This window comes from Sorangium sp. So ce426 (genome assembly GCF_051475585.1).
Taxonomy (GTDB): domain Bacteria; phylum Myxococcota_A; class Polyangia; order Polyangiales; family Polyangiaceae; genus Sorangium; species Sorangium cellulosum_B.
On record NZ_CP150341.1, the window covers coordinates 5,470,305 to 5,488,943 of the forward strand.

At 70.7% G+C, this 18,639-nt stretch carries 16 protein-coding genes; 9 read left to right on the top strand and 7 right to left on the bottom strand.

Annotated features, from left to right (window positions below; all coding sequences use genetic code 11):
* Positions 1-3: 3 nt before the first annotated feature.
* The 8 genes from WMF44_RS20285 (at position 4) to WMF44_RS20320 (ending at position 10,108) form a co-directional block, all read left to right on the top strand.
* A complete protein-coding gene (locus WMF44_RS20285) occupies positions 4-456 on the top strand; it encodes a hypothetical protein (RefSeq protein WP_437300768.1) in 453 nt (150 codons plus the stop codon).
* A 94-nt stretch (positions 457-550) separates the two neighbouring features.
* Positions 551-2,260: a biosynthetic-type acetolactate synthase large subunit gene (ilvB, locus tag WMF44_RS20290; protein ID WP_437300769.1), complete on the top strand. Its 1,710-nt coding sequence runs from the start codon at positions 551-553 to the stop codon at positions 2,258-2,260.
* 137 nt (positions 2,261-2,397) lie between these two features.
* Positions 2,398-2,946: an acetolactate synthase small subunit gene (gene ilvN, locus WMF44_RS20295; protein WP_437300770.1), complete on the top strand. Its 549-nt coding sequence runs from the start codon at positions 2,398-2,400 to the stop codon at positions 2,944-2,946.
* A 115-nt stretch (positions 2,947-3,061) separates the two neighbouring features.
* The gene (ilvC, locus tag WMF44_RS20300) at positions 3,062-4,075 is read left to right on the top strand and encodes a ketol-acid reductoisomerase (RefSeq protein ID WP_437300771.1); all 1,014 of its coding nucleotides are present in this window, start codon (positions 3,062-3,064) and stop codon (positions 4,073-4,075) included.
* 34 nt (positions 4,076-4,109) lie between these two features.
* Positions 4,110-5,804, top strand: a complete 1,695-nt coding sequence (locus WMF44_RS20305) for a 2-isopropylmalate synthase (RefSeq protein ID WP_437300772.1) — start codon at positions 4,110-4,112, stop codon at positions 5,802-5,804.
* An 83-nt stretch (positions 5,805-5,887) separates the two neighbouring features.
* Positions 5,888-7,534 carry a citramalate synthase gene (cimA, locus tag WMF44_RS20310; RefSeq protein ID WP_437300773.1) on the top strand — a complete coding sequence of 549 codons (1,647 nt, stop codon included), beginning with the start codon at positions 5,888-5,890 and terminating at the stop codon, positions 7,532-7,534.
* Positions 7,531-8,595: a 3-isopropylmalate dehydrogenase gene (gene leuB, locus WMF44_RS20315; protein ID WP_437300774.1), complete on the top strand. Its 1,065-nt coding sequence runs from the start codon at positions 7,531-7,533 to the stop codon at positions 8,593-8,595. Before cimA ends, leuB begins: the two co-directional genes overlap by 4 nt.
* A gap of 1,012 nt (positions 8,596-9,607) precedes the next feature.
* Complete coding sequence (locus WMF44_RS20320; protein ID WP_437300775.1) at positions 9,608-10,108, top strand: hypothetical protein; 501 nt, start codon at positions 9,608-9,610, stop codon at positions 10,106-10,108.
* Positions 10,109-10,493: 385 nt separating this feature from the next.
* Here WMF44_RS20320 and WMF44_RS20325 read toward each other — a convergent pair whose 3' ends face one another.
* A complete protein-coding gene (locus WMF44_RS20325; protein WP_437300776.1) occupies positions 10,494-12,020 on the bottom strand; it encodes a serine/threonine-protein kinase in 1,527 nt (508 codons plus the stop codon).
* A gap of 567 nt (positions 12,021-12,587) precedes the next feature.
* Here WMF44_RS20325 and dusB point away from each other — a divergent pair.
* Positions 12,588-13,574, top strand: a complete 987-nt coding sequence (dusB, locus tag WMF44_RS20330) for a tRNA dihydrouridine synthase DusB (protein ID WP_437300777.1) — start codon at positions 12,588-12,590, stop codon at positions 13,572-13,574.
* Between the two features lie 39 nt (positions 13,575-13,613).
* Here dusB and WMF44_RS20335 read toward each other — a convergent pair whose 3' ends face one another.
* The 6 genes from WMF44_RS20335 to WMF44_RS20360 form a co-directional block, all read right to left on the bottom strand.
* Complete coding sequence (locus WMF44_RS20335) at positions 13,614-15,119, bottom strand: HAD-IG family 5'-nucleotidase (RefSeq protein WP_437300778.1); 1,506 nt, start codon at positions 15,117-15,119, stop codon at positions 13,614-13,616.
* 191 nt (positions 15,120-15,310) lie between these two features.
* Complete coding sequence (locus tag WMF44_RS20340) at positions 15,311-15,874, bottom strand: STAS domain-containing protein (RefSeq protein ID WP_437300779.1); 564 nt, start codon at positions 15,872-15,874, stop codon at positions 15,311-15,313.
* Between the two features lie 7 nt (positions 15,875-15,881).
* A complete protein-coding gene (locus WMF44_RS20345; protein WP_012236371.1) occupies positions 15,882-16,448 on the bottom strand; it encodes a SpoIIE family protein phosphatase in 567 nt (188 codons plus the stop codon).
* Positions 16,445-17,020 (bottom strand): ATP-binding protein, encoded by a 576-nt coding sequence (locus WMF44_RS20350; RefSeq protein ID WP_437300780.1) that lies wholly within the window; start codon positions 17,018-17,020, stop codon positions 16,445-16,447. Before WMF44_RS20350 ends, WMF44_RS20345 begins: the two co-directional genes overlap by 4 nt.
* A gap of 317 nt (positions 17,021-17,337) precedes the next feature.
* Positions 17,338-17,934: a hypothetical protein gene (locus tag WMF44_RS20355; protein WP_049876294.1), complete on the bottom strand. Its 597-nt coding sequence runs from the start codon at positions 17,932-17,934 to the stop codon at positions 17,338-17,340.
* Between the two features lie 383 nt (positions 17,935-18,317).
* Positions 18,318-18,590, bottom strand: coding sequence for a hypothetical protein (locus tag WMF44_RS20360; protein WP_437300781.1), 273 nt, complete (start codon positions 18,588-18,590; stop codon positions 18,318-18,320).
* Between the last annotated feature and the right edge of the window lie 49 nt (positions 18,591-18,639).

An 18,639-nucleotide genomic window follows, 5' to 3' on the forward strand; every position in this document is an offset into this window, starting at 1 on the left:
CAGGTGAGCAAGGAACATTCGAGGAAGAATCGGGAGGACGCCTCGATCGAGGCCGTCGGCCAGCGCATCGCGGAGCTCGCCGAGCTCGTCGCCGCGGGATGTGGGGTGCCCGTCGCGTCGAGCGCCGTGCGAGAGGAGTTCGAGGCGCTCGTCGACGAGATCCGCGCCCGAGCCAGCGGGGGCGCCGTCCGCGCGCCCCAGCGCTCCTCGACGCGCCTCGTGGGCGCGCGCCCGCACGGCGACGCCGCGGAGGCCTCGTTCGAGTTCCATGCCGACCCGCCCTCCGCGCGCTCCAACATGGACCAGCGCGCTGATCTGCGCGCCAAGCCGGCGAGCGCGCCGGGCAGCTCCCGCGTCGTGTCGCTCGACGACGCGCGCAGGGTGCTCGACGCGATCCGCCGCGAGGAGAGCAGCGGCGGCGGCCCTCGGGAGGATCTGCAGCGCGCGATCGCCTAAGTTGCTGAGCCTCTGAGAAACGGCGGAACCCCGCGGCCAAGGCGCCCCCCATGGGCCCCACCTTCACCCGCGTGACTCGATGGAGTCGGGAATTATGAAACGAACCGGTGCACAGATTATCTGGGAAGTCCTCGTCCGCGAAGGCGTGGACGTGGTCTTTGGCTATCCGGGCGGCGCGATCATGCCCGCCTACGACACGATCCTCGGTTACCCGATCCGCCATGTGCTCGTCCGGCACGAGCAGGGCGCGGCGCACATGGCGGACGGGTACGCGCGCGCCTCGGGCAGGGTCGGCGTGTGCGTCGCCACCTCGGGGCCGGGCGCGACGAACCTCGTCACCGGGATCGCGACCGCGATGCTCGACTCCTCGCCGATCGTCTGTATCACCGGGCAGGTGTCCTCCAAGCTGCTCGGGACCGACGCGTTCCAGGAGACGGACATCACGGGCGTCACCCTGCCCATCACCAAGCACAACTACCTCGTGACCGACGTGGAGGACATCGCCCCCACCCTCCGCGAGGCGTTCTACATCGCGCGCTCGGGCCGCCCGGGCCCCGTGCTCGTGGACATCACCAAGGACGCCCAGCAGGCGTCGATCGATTTCGAGCCGCCGAAGGGCGAGGTCCGCTTGCCCGGCTACCGCCCCTCGCAGCACGCCGTCCAGACGGACATCGAGAAGGCGATCGACCTCATCGACGAGGCCGAGCGGCCGCTCATCCTGGCCGGTCAGGGCATCGTCAGGGCCGAGGCGACGCGCGAGCTCCTCGCCTTCGTCGAGAAGACGGGGATCCCCGTCGCCTCCACGCTGCTCGGCCTCGGCGGCTTCCCGGCGAAGCACCCCCTCAGCCTCGGCATGATGGGGATGCACGGCGAGGCGTGGGTGAACAACGCCATCCAGGAGGCCGACCTCCTCATCGCGCTCGGGATGCGCTTCGACGACCGCGTGACCGGCAACCTCAAGACCTACGCCGTCAAGGCGAAGAAGATCCACGTCGAGATCGACCGGTCCGAGATCAACAAGAATGTCAAGGTCGATGTCGGCCTCATCGGCGACGTCCGGGACACGCTGCTGTCGCTCATCCCCGGGTGCAAGCAGCGCGACCGCGGCCCGTGGGTCGATCGCATCAACCTGCTGAAGGGCGACTCGGCGGTCCGTGACATTCAACAATTGCCGTACAACGAGAAATTGTACGCCGCGCACGTGTTGCACGACCTCTGGCGGCTCACCGACGGCAAGGCGCTTGTGGTAACCGACGTCGGCCAGCACCAGATGTGGGAAGCGCAGTACTACAAGCACGATTACCCGCGGAAGCTCATCACCTCGGGCGGGCTCGGCACGATGGGCTTCTCCCTGCCGGCGGCGATCGGCGCGCGCTTCGCGAAGCCGGAGGACGAGATCTGGGTGGTCGTGGGCGACGGCGGCTTCCAGATGACCGCGTGCGAGCTCTCGACCTGCGCGCAGGAGGGGCTCAAGGTCCACGTGGCCGTCATCAACAACGGCTACCTCGGCATGGTGCGGCAGTGGCAGGAGTTCTTCTACAACCGGCGCTACTCGGCGACCCCGATGCGCAGCCCGGATTTCGTGAAGCTCGCCGAGGCCCACGGGCTGACCGGCATCCGCGTCACGAAGCGCGAGGAGATCGCCGCGGCCGTGGAGCGCGCCCGCGCCACGCCGGGCACCGTGGTCGTCGACTTCCGCGTGGAGCAGGAGGATAGCGTCTATCCGATGGTCCCCGCCGGCGCCGACCTGAACGACATGATCCGGCGCCCGAGCCCCATCGTGGAGACCGGGGAGGACCCGTGAACGCGCCAGCAGACCCACGCGCCCTGGGCGCGCGCTCCAGCGTGAGCGTGCGCCCGTCGGACGGGCGGGGCGCGCCCGAGCGCGCCGCGGCCGGAGCCGGGCGCACCACAGACAAGAGGGACTTTCAAGAGGCATCCATGGATCGACCCATCCTGCGCACGTTCATCGCCTACGTCGAAGACCGCCCCGGCGTGCTCAACCGCGTCGCGTCCCTCTTCCGGCGGCGCGCCTACAACATCGAGTCGCTGAGCGTCGGGCGCACCCACATCGCCGGGATCTCGCGCCTGACCCTGGTCCTCGAGGCGGACGAGGACGGGGCGCGGCGCCTGGAGGCGAACCTCTACAAGCTGGTCAACACCCTCTGGGTCCGGGACGTCACCCACACCGCCTCGGTCGCGCGCGACCTCGCGCTCATCAAGGTGAAGGCGGACGCGACGAGCCGGGCGCAGGTGCTCCAGCTCTGCGAGGTGTTCCGCGCGCGCACCGTCGATGTCGCCCCCGAGGCGCTGACCATCGAGATCACCGGGACCGGCGACAAGATCGAAGGCCTGCTCGATGTGCTCCGCCCGTTCGGGATCATCGAGATGGTGCGGACCGGGATGATCGTGATGACCCGCGGCGCCGAGGAGGCCGAGGCCCGGTTCGACTCGATCCCCGTGCGCACGGCCGAGAACGGCGCATCGTGACGGTATGACGACGGTGTAGCGACGGTGTAAGACGGTGTAAATAGCGCGCGCGGGACGTGAACGACGTGAAGGACGGGAGCCGCGAGGTGCGGGTCCCGGTTGTAAGGAGAGAGAGATGGCTAAGATTTTTTACGATAACGACGCGGATCTTTCGCTCATCCAGAGCAAGAAGGTCGCGATCGTGGGCTATGGCTCCCAGGGGCACGCGCACGCGCTGAACCTGCGCGACAGCGGCGTCACGGTGATCGTCGCCCTGCCCGAGGGCAGCAAGAGCCGGCCCAAGGCGCAGGCCGCGGGGCTGCAGGTGGCCACGGTGTCCGAGGCCGCGAAGGCCGCCGACGTCATCATGATCCTCGCCCCCGACACGTCGCAGGCGCGCATCTACAACGAGCAGATCGCGCCGCACCTCGGCCCGGGCAAGACGCTCATGTTCGCGCACGGGTTCAACATCCGCTTCAACACGATCACGCCCCCCCCGTCGGTCGACGTGTCGATGATCGCCCCGAAGGGCCCCGGCCACCGGGTGCGCGAGACGTTCGAGGCCGGCGGCGGCGTCCCGGCCCTCCTCGCCGTCCACCAGGACGCGAGCGGCAAGGCGGAGGCCCAGGCGCTCGCGTACGCCAAGGGCATCGGCGCGTCGCGCGCCGGGGTGCTCCTCACGACGTTCGCGGAGGAGACCGAGACCGACCTCTTCGGCGAGCAGGCGGTGCTCTGCGGCGGCGCGAGCGAGCTCGTGAAGGCCGGCTTCGAGACGCTCGTCAACGCCGGCTACCAGCCGGAGATCGCGTACTTCGAGTGTCTGCACGAGCTCAAGCTCATCGTCGACCTCATGTACCGCGGCGGCCTCAACTACATGCGGTACTCGATCAGCGACACCGCCGAGCACGGCGACTACGTGTCGGGCCCGCGGGTCATCACCGACAAGACGCGCGAGGAGATGAAGCGCATCCTCGCCGAGATCCAGAGCGGAGAGTTCGCGCGCAAGTGGATCGCGGAGAACGAGGCGGGCCGGCCGAAGTTCGACGCGACGCGGGCGAAGGAGCGGGAGCAGCGGCTCGAGATCGTGGGCGCCAACCTGCGCAAGATGATGCCGTTCATCGATCCCGTCACCATCAAGCCCGGCGACTGAGCCTCTCCACTCGTGGGAGGCGGCGGAGAACACCATGCCTGAGATGATTGCGAATCAAGCGATGCCCCCGTCCGATTACGTCCGCATCTTCGACACGACGCTGCGCGACGGCGAGCAGTCGCCGGGCGCGACGATGACATCGTCGGAGAAGCTCGAGATCGCGCTCGCGCTGGCGAAGCTCGGCGTCGACGTCATCGAGACGGGCTTCCCCGCCGCTTCCCCCGACGATCTGCTCGCCGTCCAGACGATCGCCGAGCGCGTGGGTGCGGCAGCGGTCCCCGGCCGCCCCGCCGCGACCCCGCCGATCATCTGCGCCCTCGCCCGCGCCACCAAGGTCGACATCGACAAGGCGTGGGAGGGCGTGGCCCGGGCCGCGCACCCCCGGATCCACACCTTCCTCGCCACGAGCGACATCCACCTCAAGCACAAGCTCCGGATGACCCGGGCCGAGGTGCTCGACCGCGTGCGGGCCATGGTCGCGTACGCGCGCGACCTGTGCGCCGACGTGGAGTTCAGCCCCGAGGACGCCGGCCGGAGCGAGCCGGAGTTCCTCTACCAGGTGCTCGAGGCCGCGATCGCCGCCGGGGCCACCACGCTCAATATCCCGGACACCGTCGGGTACACCATCCCGAGCGAGTTCGGCGCGCTCATCGCCGGGATCCGCAAGAACGTCGCGGGGATCGACCGCGCCATCGTCTCGGTCCACTGCCACAACGACCTCGGGCTCGCGACGGCCAACGCGCTGGAGGGCATCCGCGCGGGCGCGCGCCAGGCCGAGGTGACCATCAACGGCATCGGCGAGCGCGCCGGCAACACCGCGCTCGAGGAGATCGTCATGGCGCTCGCCACGCGCCGGGCCGTCTTCGGGCTGCGCACCGGGATCGACACGACCCAGATCGCCACCGTGAGCCGCCTCGTCAGCGCGGCCACGGGCTTCAACGTCCAGCCGAACAAGGCGATCGTCGGCGCCAACGCCTTCGCGCACGAGTCCGGCATCCACCAGGACGGGATGCTGAAGCACCAGGAGACGTACGAGATCATGCGGCCGGAGATGGTCGGGGTGACGCAGACCCGGCTCGTCCTCGGCAAGCACTCGGGCAGGCACGCGCTCCGCAACCGGCTGGAGGAGCTCGGCTACCACCTCGACGAGGCCCAGCTCGCGGCGGCGTTCGCCAGCTTCAAGGCGCTCGCGGACAAGAAGAAGCACGTCACCGATCCCGACATCGAGGCGATCGTCTCGACCACGCGGGCGCAGGCCGACGATCTTTACACGCTCGACGCGCTCCAGGTCGCCTGCGGGACCACGGGCATGCCCACCGCCACCGTCCGCCTCCGCGGGCCGGACGGGGCGCTGCACGTCCGCGCCGCGATCGGCACCGGGCCGGTGGACGCCGCCTACCGGGCGATCGACGAGATCGTCCGCGTGCCGAGCAGCCTCCTCGAGTTCTCGGTGCACGCGGTGACCGAGGGCATCGACGCGCTCGGCGAGGTGAGCGTCCGCGTCCGGGCGGACGCGACGTCGAGCAAGCGGCACCCGCAGCACGACGCCGCGGCGCGCGTCTTCCACGGCCACGGCGCTGACACCGACATCCTGGTGGCCAGCGCGAAGGCGTACCTCACCGCCCTGAACCGGCTCCTCGCGACCTACGGCGTCGAGCCCAAGGACGACGCGGCGGCGTCAGAGAGCAACCAGAGCGGCCACGGCGCCGCCGTCGAGACCGCGAGGTAGGGCCGTGCGCCGAGCCCAGGAGGCCCCCGAGGGGGGCGACGAGCTCGGCGACCCGATCTCGCTGCACAAGGAAGTCGAACCTTATGAATCCGCCTCATAACGGCGCGGAGCAGGGCGCCCGCCCCTCGGACCGCGTCGACGTCTACGACACAACGCTACGGGACGGCACCCAGCGCGAGGGCATCTCGCTCGCGTGCGAGGACAAGCTGCACATCGCGCGCCACCTCGACGCGTTCGGCCTGACCTTCATCGAGGGCGGGTGGCCTGGCTCGAACCCGAAGGACGCGCAGTTCTTCGAGCGTGCGAAGGACATCGAGTGGAAGCACGCGAAGATCGCCGCGTTCGGCTCGACGCGCCGGGCCTCGCTGGCCCCCGAGGACGACCCCGGGCTGCGCGCGCTGCTCGCCGCCGGGACGAGCGTCTGCACGATCTTCGGCAAGAGCTCGGTCCAGCACGTGACGGCGGTGCTGCGCACGACGCTCGACGAGAACCTCCGGATGATCGAGGAGACCATCGCCTTCCTGCGCGCGCACGGCCGCCGCGTGATCTACGACGCCGAGCACTTCTTCGACGGGTTCGCGCTCGACCGGTCGTACGCGACCGAGACGCTGCGCGCCGCCGTGCGCGGCGGGGCGGAGGTTGTCACGCTCTGCGACACGAACGGCGGCTCGATGCCCTGGCAGATCGAGGCGGTCGTGGCCGAGATGAAGGCGGCGCTGGGCCACCCGCTCGGCATCCACGCCCACAACGACGGCGAGTGCGCGGTCGCCAACTCGATCGCCGCCGTGCGCGGAGGCGCCCGCCACGTCCAGGGCACCATCAACGGCTACGGCGAGCGCTGCGGGAACGCGAACCTCTGCGCGATCATCCCGAACCTGGAGCTCAAGCTCGACCTCCGGGCGCTCCCGGACGGGGCGCTCCGCGGGCTCACCGAGCTCTCGCACTACGTCGCCGACGTGGCGAACCTCTCCCCCGACGATCACATGGCCTACGTCGGGCGGAGCGCCTTCGCGCACAAGGGCGGCGTGCACGTCGCGGCGATGCGGCGCGAGCCCGCGTCCTACCAGCACATCGATCCCGCGCTCGTCGGCAACGCGATGCGGACCGTGGTCAGCGAGCTGTCGGGCCGCGGCAACCTCCTCAGCAAGGCCGAGGAGTTCGGGCTCGAGGTGCCGACGGGCGCCGAGGTCGAGGTGCTGGAGCAGATCAAGGAGCGCGAGGCGCGCGGCTCGTCGTTCGAGGCGGCCGAGGCGTCCGTCGCGCTGCTGCTCCGCCGGAGCTCGCCGGGCTACAAGCCGCCGTTCCGGCTGCTCGACTTCAAGGTCATCGCGGGCCAGCGCGAGGGCGTCGGCACCTTCGCCGAGGCGATGATCAAGATCGCGGTCGACGACGAGGTGGTGATCACGGCGGCCGAGGGGTCCGGCCCCGTCAACGCGCTCGACGGCGCGCTCCGCAAGGCGCTCGCGCCCGTGTTCCCGGCCGTGCGTGACATCCAGCTCGTCGACTACAAGGTGCGTATCCTCGACGGGCGCGACGGCACCTCGGCGACGACGCGCGTGCTCATCAACAGCCGCGACGCGCATCGCCAGTGGAGCACCGTCGGCGCGTCGACGAACATCATCGATGCGTCCTGGCATGCGCTCGCGGACGGGATCGAGTATGGGCTCACGCTCGCAGCGAGAGAGCCACAGCAGTACACATCCACGTTGCCTGCCAGCGAGGTCGCATGAAGGCCAATATCGTTCTTTTGCCCGGCGACGGCATCGGCGTCGAAGTGGTCGCCGAAACCCGCGCCACCCTCGACGCTGTCGCCGCCCAGTTCGGCCACAGCTTCAGCTACTCAGAGCACCTCATCGGCGGGTGCGCCATCGACGCGACCGGCACGGCGCTGACGCAGGAGACGCTCGACGCGTGCCGCGCGGCGGACGCCGTCCTGCTCGGCGCCGTCGGCGGCCCCAAGTGGGACAACCCGAGCGCGAGCGTCCGCCCCGAGCAGGGGCTGCTCGCCCTGCGCCAGGGGCTCGGCCTGTACGCCAACCTGCGGCCGATCCGCCTGTTCCCGGAGCTCATCCAGGCCTCTCCCCTCAAGGCGGAGCGGCTCGCGGACGTCGACATCCTTGTCGTCCGTGAGCTGACCGGCGGGCTCTACTTCGGCAAGCCGCGCCTCCGCGAGGAGGTGAACGGGCGCCGGCGCGCGGTCGACACGCTCGAGTACACCGACGAGGAGATCCAGCGCGTCGTCGAGCTCGCGTTCCGCCTCGCGTCGTCGCGCAGGCGCCTCGTCACGTCCGTCGACAAGGCGAACGTCCTCGAGTCGTCGCGGCTCTGGCGCACGGTGGCGACCGAGGTCGCCGCCCGCCACCCGGAGATCCGCATCGAGCACCAGCTCGTCGACTCGTGCGCGATGCGGCTCATCACCTCGGCCGCGGCGTTCGACGTCATCGTCACCGAGAACATGTTCGGCGACATCCTGACCGACGAGGCCGCCGTGCTCGCTGGCTCGCTGGGGCTCTGCCCGAGCGCGTCGCTGGGTGATGGGACGCGCGGGGTCTACGAGCCAATCCACGGCTCGGCGCCCGACATCGCCGGCAAGGGGCTCGCCAACCCGATCGGGACGATCCTGAGCGCCGCGATGCTGCTCCGGCACTCGCTGCGGCTCGACAAGGAGGCGGCCGTGCTCGAGCGCGCGGTGGCGCAGGCCATCGCCGGCGGCGCACGGACGGCGGACCTCGGCGGCAAGCTGTCGACCCAGGGGATGGGCGAGGCGGTCCGCGCGAAGCTCGCGGGCTGAGCGCTCCCTCCAGGCGGCCTCGGGCGAGCCCCTCACGGGGCTCCCCGCGCGCGATCGACGGCGCAATCGCGCTCTTCTCCCCCCTTCCCTGCACGGTCATCGACGTGTGGACACGAGGCCCCTTCGCGGGCCGCTCCCACGCGTCGCTCCCAGGCTGTCCAGTCCACCGTTTTCCTCGCTCGAATCCATCGCTCTTCGCACCCGATCATCGACCAGGACGGGACGGGATGTGTCGTGGACGGGTCCGATGGTGGCCCAGACGATCTCCTGTGCGAACCGCGGGAGCATGTGCTCCGGAGACGCGGTCGCGCGGCTCTCCCCCATCACCCTTCACGCTGGAGATCCTGGCGGACGACACGATCGCGCGAGCCTTCATGAAGCATCCTTCGCCGCGCGACGGTCCCTCGCGGCCGACGCCCGGGTGCTCCGCGCCATCCGATTCATCTCCGTTGATCGAGCTGTTCGCATTCCAGGACACCGATCACGTTGATCGAGCGAGAAATGAGCCGCCAAGGCGCCAAGGACGCCAAGAACAACACACAATCTTGGCGTCCTTGGCGCGCTTGGCGGCTCAAATTCCTGCTCTTTTCTGGGGTTTCAACCCGTTTGTCGCTCCAGGCACCACCGCCGAAGCCTCATGAGGACAAGCCTCCCCGCGCCCGGTCCTCGCCAGCGTCGCAGTCCGGCGCCCGGGATCTGCGAAGAGCGCGCGCAGCCGCCGGAGCACGTGGGAGGCCGGCGAGCGCCGCGCGGCCGCGGCTCGCGCTCTCCCGGGCGGCCGCGGCTCGCTCCCTCCCGGAAGGAGCGCGTGGCGCTTCCCTCGCGGCGCACGGCCTCGCAGAAAGCGTCCATGGTGTCTCAGGTGTCCTTTCTGCGGTAATCGACATCACCTCCCGAACACCACACATGATCGTGCGGCGGGGGATCTCAGGTCCCCGCGTGTCAAAGCTCGTCGCCATGACGGGCGATGACTCCATTCGACATGGATTGATGTGCACAGGAGAACGGGAACATGAGCCAATTGACGAAGTTCGCATCGCTCATCGCCCTCTCGACGGCCCTCTCCGCGGCTGGTTGCATGGCCGAGGCGACGACGTCGGACGCGCCCACAGACGACGTGATGAGCGAGACCGACGAGGCGAAGCAGGCGTTCCAGGCCGAAGAGGCGGATTCCGCTGATCAGGAGTCGAGCGCGAATCCGGCGATGGACGAGAGCGCCACGGACCCCGGCGCAGCAAGCGCCAGCGCGCCGGCCCCCGGCGCGCCCGATGTCGGCGCCGTGGACCCCGGCGCGGCGGCCCCGACCGGCGAGGAGGGCGTCGGCGAGAAGCCCGACGCGGCGCGCTGGTGGGGCGGCGGCTGGGGCTTCCGGCCCTGGGGCTTCCGGCCCTGGGGCTGGGGCGGCTGGGGCTTCCGGCCCTGGGGCTGGGGCGGCTGGGGCTTCCGGCCCTGGTGGGGCGGCTGGGGCGGCGGCTGCGGCTGGGGCGGCTGGGGCGGCGGCTGCGGCTGGTAGGACGCCGCGCTAGCACGGTTCGCGTGAGAAGGCCCTGCTGACGCCCGCTCCGCGCCCCTGCCCCTGGTGCGGCGCCGCCGCGGCTCGGTCCTCGCCACGGCGGGACGCCGGCAAGGGGTCATGAGCGGACGATGAAGCGACGGGCCCCTGACGGGTCGAGGCTCCCTCACGCGGCCGCGGAGGGGCCTCGACCGCCACCGCGGTGCCCCCGGATCGCCCGCACGGGTCTGCGAGCGGTCCCGGGGTACCCGGGATCAGGCGTCGGCCTCGACGAGGCTCTGGACGCGGCTTACGAGGAAGCGGGTCCTCTCACGTAGCACCGCCACGTGCCTCCCCATGCAGGTGAGATAGGAGGCCGCCCGCGCGGCGCGACGGTGCGCTGGCGCTACCGGGCGGAGGCGGTCCGCGTCGAGCCCCCGCGCGCCGCGGTGGGGCGCTCGAGCGGCGCTTCCGGGCGCCCGAGCTTCTCCGCGCGCTCGGTCACCCAGAAGCGCTCCGCGTCGGCCGCGGTCCAGGCAGACTCGTCGAGCAGCGGGAGGAGCGCATCGGACAGCGCCCGCGCGCTCTGGAAGCGGTGACGCGGGTCCTTGGCGAGGCACCGCAGGACGAGGCGGTCGACCGCGCGAGGGACGGTCGGGCCGCCCCGCACCGACGGCGCGAGGGGCGCCTTCGTCATGTGGGCGACGAAGAGCTGCCCCGACGACGAGCCCTCGAACGGCAGCTCCCCGGTGAGCAGGAAGTAGAGCGTGCCCCCGAGCGAGTAGATATCGCTGCGCGCATCCGCCCGATCGCCGCGACACACCTCCGGTGCCATGTAGGCGGGCGTCCCGCAGAGCATGCCGCTGTTCGTGAGCTCGGCGTCGCGGCCGCCCTCGACCATCCGCGCGACGCCGAAGTCGAGCAGCTTGAGGAAGTCGTGATCGTCGCCAACGCGGGTGACGAAGAGGTTCTGCGGCTTGATGTCCCGGTGGATGATCCCGGCCTCGTGCGCCTCGATGAGCGAGCGGCAGGCCTGCAGGGCGAAGCGCAGGGCGCGCGCCACGGGCATGGGGCCGTAGCTGCGCACGATCGCGGCGAGATCGGCCCCGCGCAGGTGCTCCATGGCGATGTAATAGATGCCGTCGTCGCTCGCTCCGAAGTCGAAGATCCGGATGGTGTGCGGATCGCTGAGCTTGCTCGCCGCGTGCGCCTCCTGCTCGAAGCGCTTCGGCACCGCCGGGTCCGGCGCGTCCCGCGTCCGGAGGAGCTTGAGGGCGACGTCGCGGTGGAGCGTCTCGTCCCACGCGAGCCAGACCTCGCTCATCCCCCCTTTGCCGATCGGCGCCTCGAGCCGGTACCTGCCCAGCTTGCGCGCCTGATAAACCTGCTGCTGCGCGGCCCACACGACGTGGCTCGACAGCGCCCCGATCACCCCCGAGGCAGGGACGAAGATGTAATGGCTCGCGGCCGTGAGCAGCGTCGTCGGATCGAGCCACGCCGCCAGGATCGACGGGGAGAAGATCGCGGCGATGCCCATCGTCGCCGGGAAGGCGAGGAACATCGGCGCGGAGGCGAGGAGCGCCTTGCTGAACGGCGCGGGCACGAGCGCCGTGCGGAGCAGCACGACGATGGAGAGCCCGTGCATGTACGCGCTCGTCAGGCCGCCGAAATCGAGCGCCATCAGCGAGATGAAGATCGCGGCGGTGAGGAACGCGGCCTCGTACCCGAGGAGCACGACGCGCCCCGAGAGCGTCGGGCGCCCCGAGAGCCGGTACACGGCGAGGGAGAGCGCCTGCTCGACGACGCGCAGGACGATGCAGCGCCACACCGGCGCCGCGGGGTACAGCACCGTCGCCATGAACACGTCGACGAGCGTGAATGCCGGCCATATCCAGAGCGCGACCCGGAAAGCGCGGCGGACCGCGCGACGCACGCTCTCCGTGTCGTGGGCGCCCGGAGCGCTGCGCCGCGTGCCGAGCGGGCGAGTCTCGCGCTCTCTGAGCGTGCGCGCCGCGGCCGAGCGCTCAGCGCGGAGAGCCTCTCGGAGCAGCGCGCGCTTCATGGCAATCTCGAGGGTCGCCAGAGCCACGCCGAACGTCAAGCGAGCGTTATGGGCTTCTCGTGCGGCAGGTTTCCTCGGCCACGATGCCTGGCTGCACCGCCCGCGGTCTCCCACCCCGGATGTCGTACCAACATGACCGTTCGCCGCCCCACATGCCGTGTTCGTCCGCCGTGCACACACATGCCCGTGAGGTCATGAATCCTGTCAGCGCCTCGGGGGAGCGGCGTGGCGGGACGCCGAGGCGCGGCGGGGTAACCGGGGGCAGCTCGGGGCTCGGGTCTCGCTCGTCGCCTTGGCCGCCGGCCCGCGGCGCCGATCAGGCGAAACGCGCCGCTCGCGCCTCGGCGCCGCGGGCTCGAGCTCAGCGGGCCCTCACGCCTCGGGCCGCGGCGGTCGCCCTGGTCAACCGGCCGGATCCATGCTTGAAAGCTCGCCACTGTGCCGATCTCGCCCGAGAGCTTTCGCCGGCTGTTCGCAAGCCGCCCCGTCATCCTCGCGCCCATGGAGGACGTGACGGACGCCGTGTTCCGCCGCATCGGCCGGGAGCTCGGCGCCGAGCTGTGCGTGACGGAGTTCGTCAACGTCGAGGGGCTGCTGCGCGGGTGCAAGACCGCGCGGCGCAAGCTCGCCCTGGCCGACGGCGATCAGCCGACGGCGATCCAGATCTACGGCGCCAACCCGGAGCGCCTCGCCGAGGCCGCGCGCGTCGCCGAGCAGGCCGGACCGGCGTTCCTGGACATCAACTGCGGCTGCTGGGTGCCGAAGATCGCCGGACGAGGCGCGGGCGCGGGCTGGCTCCGCGATCCGGAGGCGATGGTGGCGATGGCCCGGCTCGTGACGCGCTCGGTCGCGCTCCCGGTCACCGTGAAGACGCGCGTCGGCTGGGGACCGGAGTCCCATATGCCGATCGTCGACCTCGCGCGCCGCCTCGAGGACGCCGGCGTCGCCGCGCTCACGATCCACTGCCGCACGGCCCAGATGGGGCACAGCGGCGCGGCCGACTGGGGCTGGGCCGCCCGGGCGCGCGAGGTCGTGTCCATCCCTGTCGTGGTGAACGGCGACATCAAGACCGCCGACGACGCGGCCCGCGCCCTCCGCGAGACGGGCTGCGCCGGCGTGATGGTCGGCCGCGCCGCCATCGACCACCCCTGGATCTTCCGCGAGGCCCGGGCCCTCCTCGACGATGGCGTGCACCTCCCGCCGCCGACGGCCGAGGAGCGGCTCGCCCTGTGCCGCGCGCACCTCATCGCGAACACCGAGGCGCGCGGCGAGCCGCACGGCGTGCGCGTGACCCGGCGCCACCTGACCGGCTATCTCCGCGGCCTCCCCGGCGCGTCGGCCCTCCGGCGCGAGCTGCTCTTCTGCGACAGCCTGTCGGGGTGCCTCGACATCCTCGACAGCGCCGCGCAGCGGCTCGCGGCCTGAGGCGCGGCAGCCTGAGGCGCGGCAGGCCGGCGGCGGAGCCTACATACCCACGGGCGTCGCGTCGTCGACCGGGGCGGGCTCGCCGTTCTGCCGCTCGGCGCCCGGCGGCGCGCCCATGGGATCGTGCGGCAGGCTCCCGCGGTGCGAGCGGAGCAGCACGTGAGGCGTCGCCAGGAGGAAATTCGAGACGCGGGACGTGTAGATGTCCGCCGAGCGCTCGATCTGCCGGGCCAGGTGGCTCTTGTCGTTGCCCGTGCGGAGCAGCAGCCCCCACCTCGGGTTCAACGTCTCGGCCGACGCCTTCGCGAGCGGCGCGATCCGCGCGTCGAGCGCCGCGAGGCTCGCCTTGAGCTCGTTCATCTTCGCCTGGATCTCGCCCTCCGTCGCCCCGGCGACCGGCCCGTAGCCGGCGCGCATCCGCTGGAGCTCCAGGCGCAGCCTGGCATAGACGCGCTCCGCGTCCTCCTTCTCCCGCATCCAGAGATCGAGGCGCACCTCGGCCCCTCGCGCCTCCTCGATCGCGAGGATCTCGTCCTCGAGCTCCCGGATGATGAGCGCCGTCCGCCAACGCAAGGCGCTCTTCGACACATGCACATCCCCATAGATGTGATCGCCGATGTAGAGGATCTCGTCGCCGGACAGCCCCAGGTGGTGCTCGACGAGCCCCGCGTTGCCGCCCAGGTAGTGCCCGCCCACGCGCAACCGGCCGGCCGGGCGCAGGAGGCCATCCTCCGTGACCACCTCGAAGAGCGGGCTACGGCTCGCGAAGAACTCCGGCTTCCGCGCGGAGACGATGACGACGTCGAACAGGTCGCGCCACGTCATGCCGCCCGGCAGGAAGCGGTCGAACGCGTAGCTCATCATCGCGCGCGTGTAGACCCACTCCGAGTTCGTGATCAGGACGAGCTTCTTGCCCGCCTCCCGCTGGTCGAGCAGCGTGAGCGGGATCTCCGGATCGAGCAGCACGAACCGGTCCGGATCCCCGATGATCTCGGCCTTCAGCTGCCCCTCCATGTGCGTCGCGTCGAGGCGATCCTTCACGCGGCGATAGAGGTCGCTGTAGCCGAGCACCTCGGGCAGCCGGCGCTGATCGAGCAGATCGACCAGCTTCGCGTACATGCACCCCTCCGACAGAGAGAAGAGCGTGTTCAGGAAGACGTAGCGCCCGTCCGCGAGGTCGACGATCGTCCGCGCGTAGGTCGCGCGCTGGGTCTCGAAGTCGATCGGCTTCGTGCCGTGGAAGGCCCGCTTCACGTAGCCGAACCGGTTCACCTTGAGCAGGTTGCCGAGCTCGGTGTCCAGGATGAGCCCTCGGATCACGAGGTCCGGCTCGAACGTCAGGTCCCCGACCGGCCAGCCCTCGCTCTCCAGAAGATGCCGGAGGTGCTCATAGGCCCGACGCTCCCACGCCTCCACCCGGTAGTGGATCAGCGTGTAATCCATGTCGTATCCGATCGCCTTGATCGAACGGAGATTCAGCGTCCGGTTGCAGAAGATCCCCCGCTGCTTGGGCGGCGGGGCGGCGAGGCAATCCAGCTTGTCCATGGTGATCGCCCGGAGAGCGGTCGTGAGGCATACCAGGGACCCACGGCGTTGCCCACCCGGACAATCACCGTCACCCCGCCGTCACGAGGGCGCGTTCGGCGTGTCGATGCCTCGATGTCGTCGTGGACGCGCGCGCGGCCTCGGGCGTCGTGTCGTCGTGTCGTCGTGGACGCGCACGCGCACGCGCGTCCTCAGCGGCGCCTGAGCCGGCTCTTCGCGCTCTGCCGCCGATCGATGCTCGTCGCGGGCCGAGCGGACCGCCCGTTCGTCGGCGCTCGGCGGGGGTCGCCGCGGTCGTCCGCCTCCCACCCGTCGTCGTCCTCGTCTTCCTCGTCCTCGTCGTCGAACAGGTCGTCGTCGTCCTCGTCGTCGTCCTCGTCGCGCGCCTCGGCCCGGCGCACCTCGAGCCCGAGCATCGTGAGCGCCTGCTCGAGCGTCAGCGCCGTCTTCACGGCCTCGAGCTCGACCCCCATGGCCTGGAGCGTCATCGCTATCTCGGGGCTCAGCCCGGACAGGATGGTCGGTGTGCCCATGAGCCGCGCGGCGGAGGCCAGGTTCGAGAGCACCGCGCACAGGTGGCTATCCATGATCCAGACGGCCGTGAGATCGATGACCAGCCCCTTCGCGCCGCTCTCGTGGATGGCCCGCAGCACCTCGGTGTTCAGCTGCTCCGCGAGGTCATCGGTCACGTCCCCCTGGATGGGCACCAGGATCCGGTCCCACAGGTTGATGATGGGAAGGCGCTTGAGCTCCATGGTCATCCTAAGGTTCGATGTCGGCGATCAAGACCGTTGAGTCATCGTGCGAGCGCCGGTGTCGGCTCATGAGGGCGCGGCAGGCATCCGCGGCCTTCATTCCACGAAACAGCGATAGATCGAAGCGAGGGGAGACCCCGTCGGTGAACACGACGAGCCGGTCGCCCCGCGCGAGCTGCGCATCGAAGATCCGGACCTTGCTGAGCGATGCGCCGAGGATGCCCGGGCTCTGGAGCCACTGCACGCGCGTGCCGTGCGACATCAGCTCGACGTTGCCGATGCCGCAGCCCTGGAGCCGCCCCTCCCGGAAGCGACAGATCATGCCGGCGGCGCCGCGGGTGCCGCGGAGCCGCGCGTGGAGGCGATCGATGAGGGCGCGGACGTCCTCGCCGCTCGGCGCGTCGGCGAGCGCCTTGAGCGCGACGTTCGCCGCGGCCGCCGCGTGCTCGCCGTGGCCGAGGGCGTCGATGACCGCGAAGAGGACGCCGTCCTCCCCGGCCCGCACGAACGCGGCGTCGCCGCTCACGAGCTCTCCGTCCTTGGGGAGGATCGCGTACTCCACGGAGAGCTTCACAGGTGGACCTCGATCTCCACCCGCGTGCCCTTCGGCCCCGAGTCGATATGAAAGCGATCGGCCAGCCGCTTGACCCCGATGATGCCGCGCCCCATACCGGTCTTGCTCTTGTAGCGCCCGGCGAGGATCTCCTGCAGGTTCTGGATGCCTGCGCCCTCATCCACGGCGACGATGAGGAATCGGACCGGGCTGTCGCGCTGCACCGCGAGCTCGATCGTCCCGCCAGGGGTATAATGGACGATATTTCGCGCGAGCTCGCTGACGATGGTCGCGACCTTGTGCGACGTGAAGCTCTTTGCGCCGGCCGCATCACAAACGGCCTTCGCGCTCAGGCGCGCCTCGCTGATGTCGGCCTCCACGTGGATGACCATGACCTTCGAGCGCCGCGAAGGTCGTTCGCCGCCAATCGCCGAAATTTCCGACCTCAGCCGACCGAGCCGCGTCGGATCCACATAGAGGCGGGCTCGGCGCTCGATGCTCGGAAGGATGTCGGGGAGGTCGTCGAGCGAGAACGCCTCGGGCCGGATCTCCGCCTCCCGCATGGCCCGGAGCAGGACTCCCTCTGCGTTCATCGCCGAGAGATAGCCGAGCAGGACGTTGAGAATCTGTTCGTGCGCGGGAGTCATCCGGAAAGCGCCTGGACCGGCAGGGTACCGGGGCCCCGGGTCCGCGTCGAGTGCGCGGCGACGGCATCGCCGGGTTCGCCAGCTGTGAGGCGGAAACCGCCGGGCTCAGGCCGGACAGCGCCAGCAGGGCTCGCTCGGTCCATCGCCCGCATCGCGCAGGGCGTCGCCGTGCCGGTGCCCGCGTCCGTGCCCGCGCCGACCGGACGGCCCACGGCCGGATCCAAGCAACGCTCGTGCCTGGCTGACCGGCCCACCGAGGTCGCTCAGGCCGGGTAATACGACGCCTGGCCTTGACGCAGCTCCTCGGTGATCTTGTTCTCCGCAAGGAGCTTCTTGAGCGGCTCCTGGAGCTCCGCCGCAGGGGTCCCCATCGCCAACGCAAGGTCGTCGATCCCTTGCCCAGGCTCGATCTCCACATGGGCGAGCAGCGCCTCGGCGATCTCGTCCCCAGAGCTCCCGGACGGAAGGCTCGCCGGGCTCGCGGGGTTCACCGGGCTCGCCGGAGCGGCCTGATCGGCGGCCTTCACGGGGGCCGCGACGGCGGGCGCCGGGGTGCGCGCGGCGCGCGACTTCGGCGCAGCGACGGCCGGACGCGCGCCACCTCCGCTCGTCCGAGGCGCGGCCGCCTTCTTGCGCGGCGCAGCGCGCGTCGGCTTCTTGGGCGACGGGGCGCTGCGGGGAGGCGCGGCCGGGCGGCTCGGCGCCGGAGCGCGCTCGCCCTTGCGGACCGGCTTGGCAGGAGTCGCGGCCGGCCCGGTCGATATCCCAGCGGCGCTGATGTCGACTTGCAGGTACCGCGCGGCGGTCCGGAGAACGTCCTTACGGACCAGCGCTCTCATGCCCTCCAGGAACTCGGCCACGGAAGCGCGAATCTCATTCTCGATCTCGACATCGGATATCACGCAGCCGCCGTCTCATGAATCCCTCGGAATGTCAACGTCTTCCACGCACAGTGGCCCGCAAAGGCCGTAGAAACCAGGTGTTCCTGCGCCGGTCGGCGCTCGCGACCGGGCGCCGGATCCCTGGCTGGGGCCGCGCGCGTTCGGTGTGAATTTGCCGTTTTATCAAATGAAATGCTGGCAAGATCTGAAACGCATCGAGAGATCATGTCGGGCCCCTCCGTCCGCACGCATGGGCCGCACGCATGGGCCGCACGCATGGGCCGCACGCATGGGCCGCACGCTCGGGCAGAGGTCGACTCGCCGCTCACAGCCGCGCCAGGGTGGCGGCCCTGTGGGTGTGCTCAAGCAGCCTTGACGGCGCGGAGCGACGCGCGGCGCAACGGGCGGAGCTGCGACGCCGCAAAGGCCGCGCCGAGGGCGAGCCCGCGGAGCGTCAGCCGCATGCTGAGAACGTCGAGATACCCCTCGCGGTGCAGGGCGGTGATCGCCCGGCGAACGTCGGTCCGACGCACCTGAAGGGCCGTGGTCAATGTGTCGAGGGTCACCGTCTTGCCCTCGCTCTGGAGGGCAACCAACGTCCGGAGAAGATGCGGAGCGAGGTCCTTGTTGGTCATGGCGCGCACCGTAACCGCCTCCTGAACGGCCGTACAGTTTGTGGCGACG

Coding starts and splice junctions, on each gene's coding strand:
- ilvN (WP_437300770.1), top strand. CDS start 2,398: ATGGATCGACCCATCCTGCGCACGTTCATCGCCTACGTCGAAGACCGC.
- leuB (WP_437300774.1), top strand. CDS start 7,531: ATGAAGGCCAATATCGTTCTTTTGCCCGGCGACGGCATCGGCGTCGAA.
- ilvB (WP_437300769.1), top strand. CDS start 551: ATGAAACGAACCGGTGCACAGATTATCTGGGAAGTCCTCGTCCGCGAA.
- WMF44_RS20350 (WP_437300780.1), bottom strand. CDS start 17,020: ATGAACGCAGAGGGAGTCCTGCTCCGGGCCATGCGGGAGGCGGAGATC.
- WMF44_RS20360 (WP_437300781.1), bottom strand. CDS start 18,590: ATGACCAACAAGGACCTCGCTCCGCATCTTCTCCGGACGTTGGTTGCC.
- WMF44_RS20320 (WP_437300775.1), top strand. CDS start 9,608: ATGAGCCAATTGACGAAGTTCGCATCGCTCATCGCCCTCTCGACGGCC.
- ilvC (WP_437300771.1), top strand. CDS start 3,062: ATGGCTAAGATTTTTTACGATAACGACGCGGATCTTTCGCTCATCCAG.
- cimA (WP_437300773.1), top strand. CDS start 5,888: ATGAATCCGCCTCATAACGGCGCGGAGCAGGGCGCCCGCCCCTCGGAC.
- WMF44_RS20335 (WP_437300778.1), bottom strand. CDS start 15,119: ATGGACAAGCTGGATTGCCTCGCCGCCCCGCCGCCCAAGCAGCGGGGG.
- WMF44_RS20305 (WP_437300772.1), top strand. CDS start 4,110: ATGCCTGAGATGATTGCGAATCAAGCGATGCCCCCGTCCGATTACGTC.
- WMF44_RS20340 (WP_437300779.1), bottom strand. CDS start 15,874: ATGGAGCTCAAGCGCCTTCCCATCATCAACCTGTGGGACCGGATCCTG.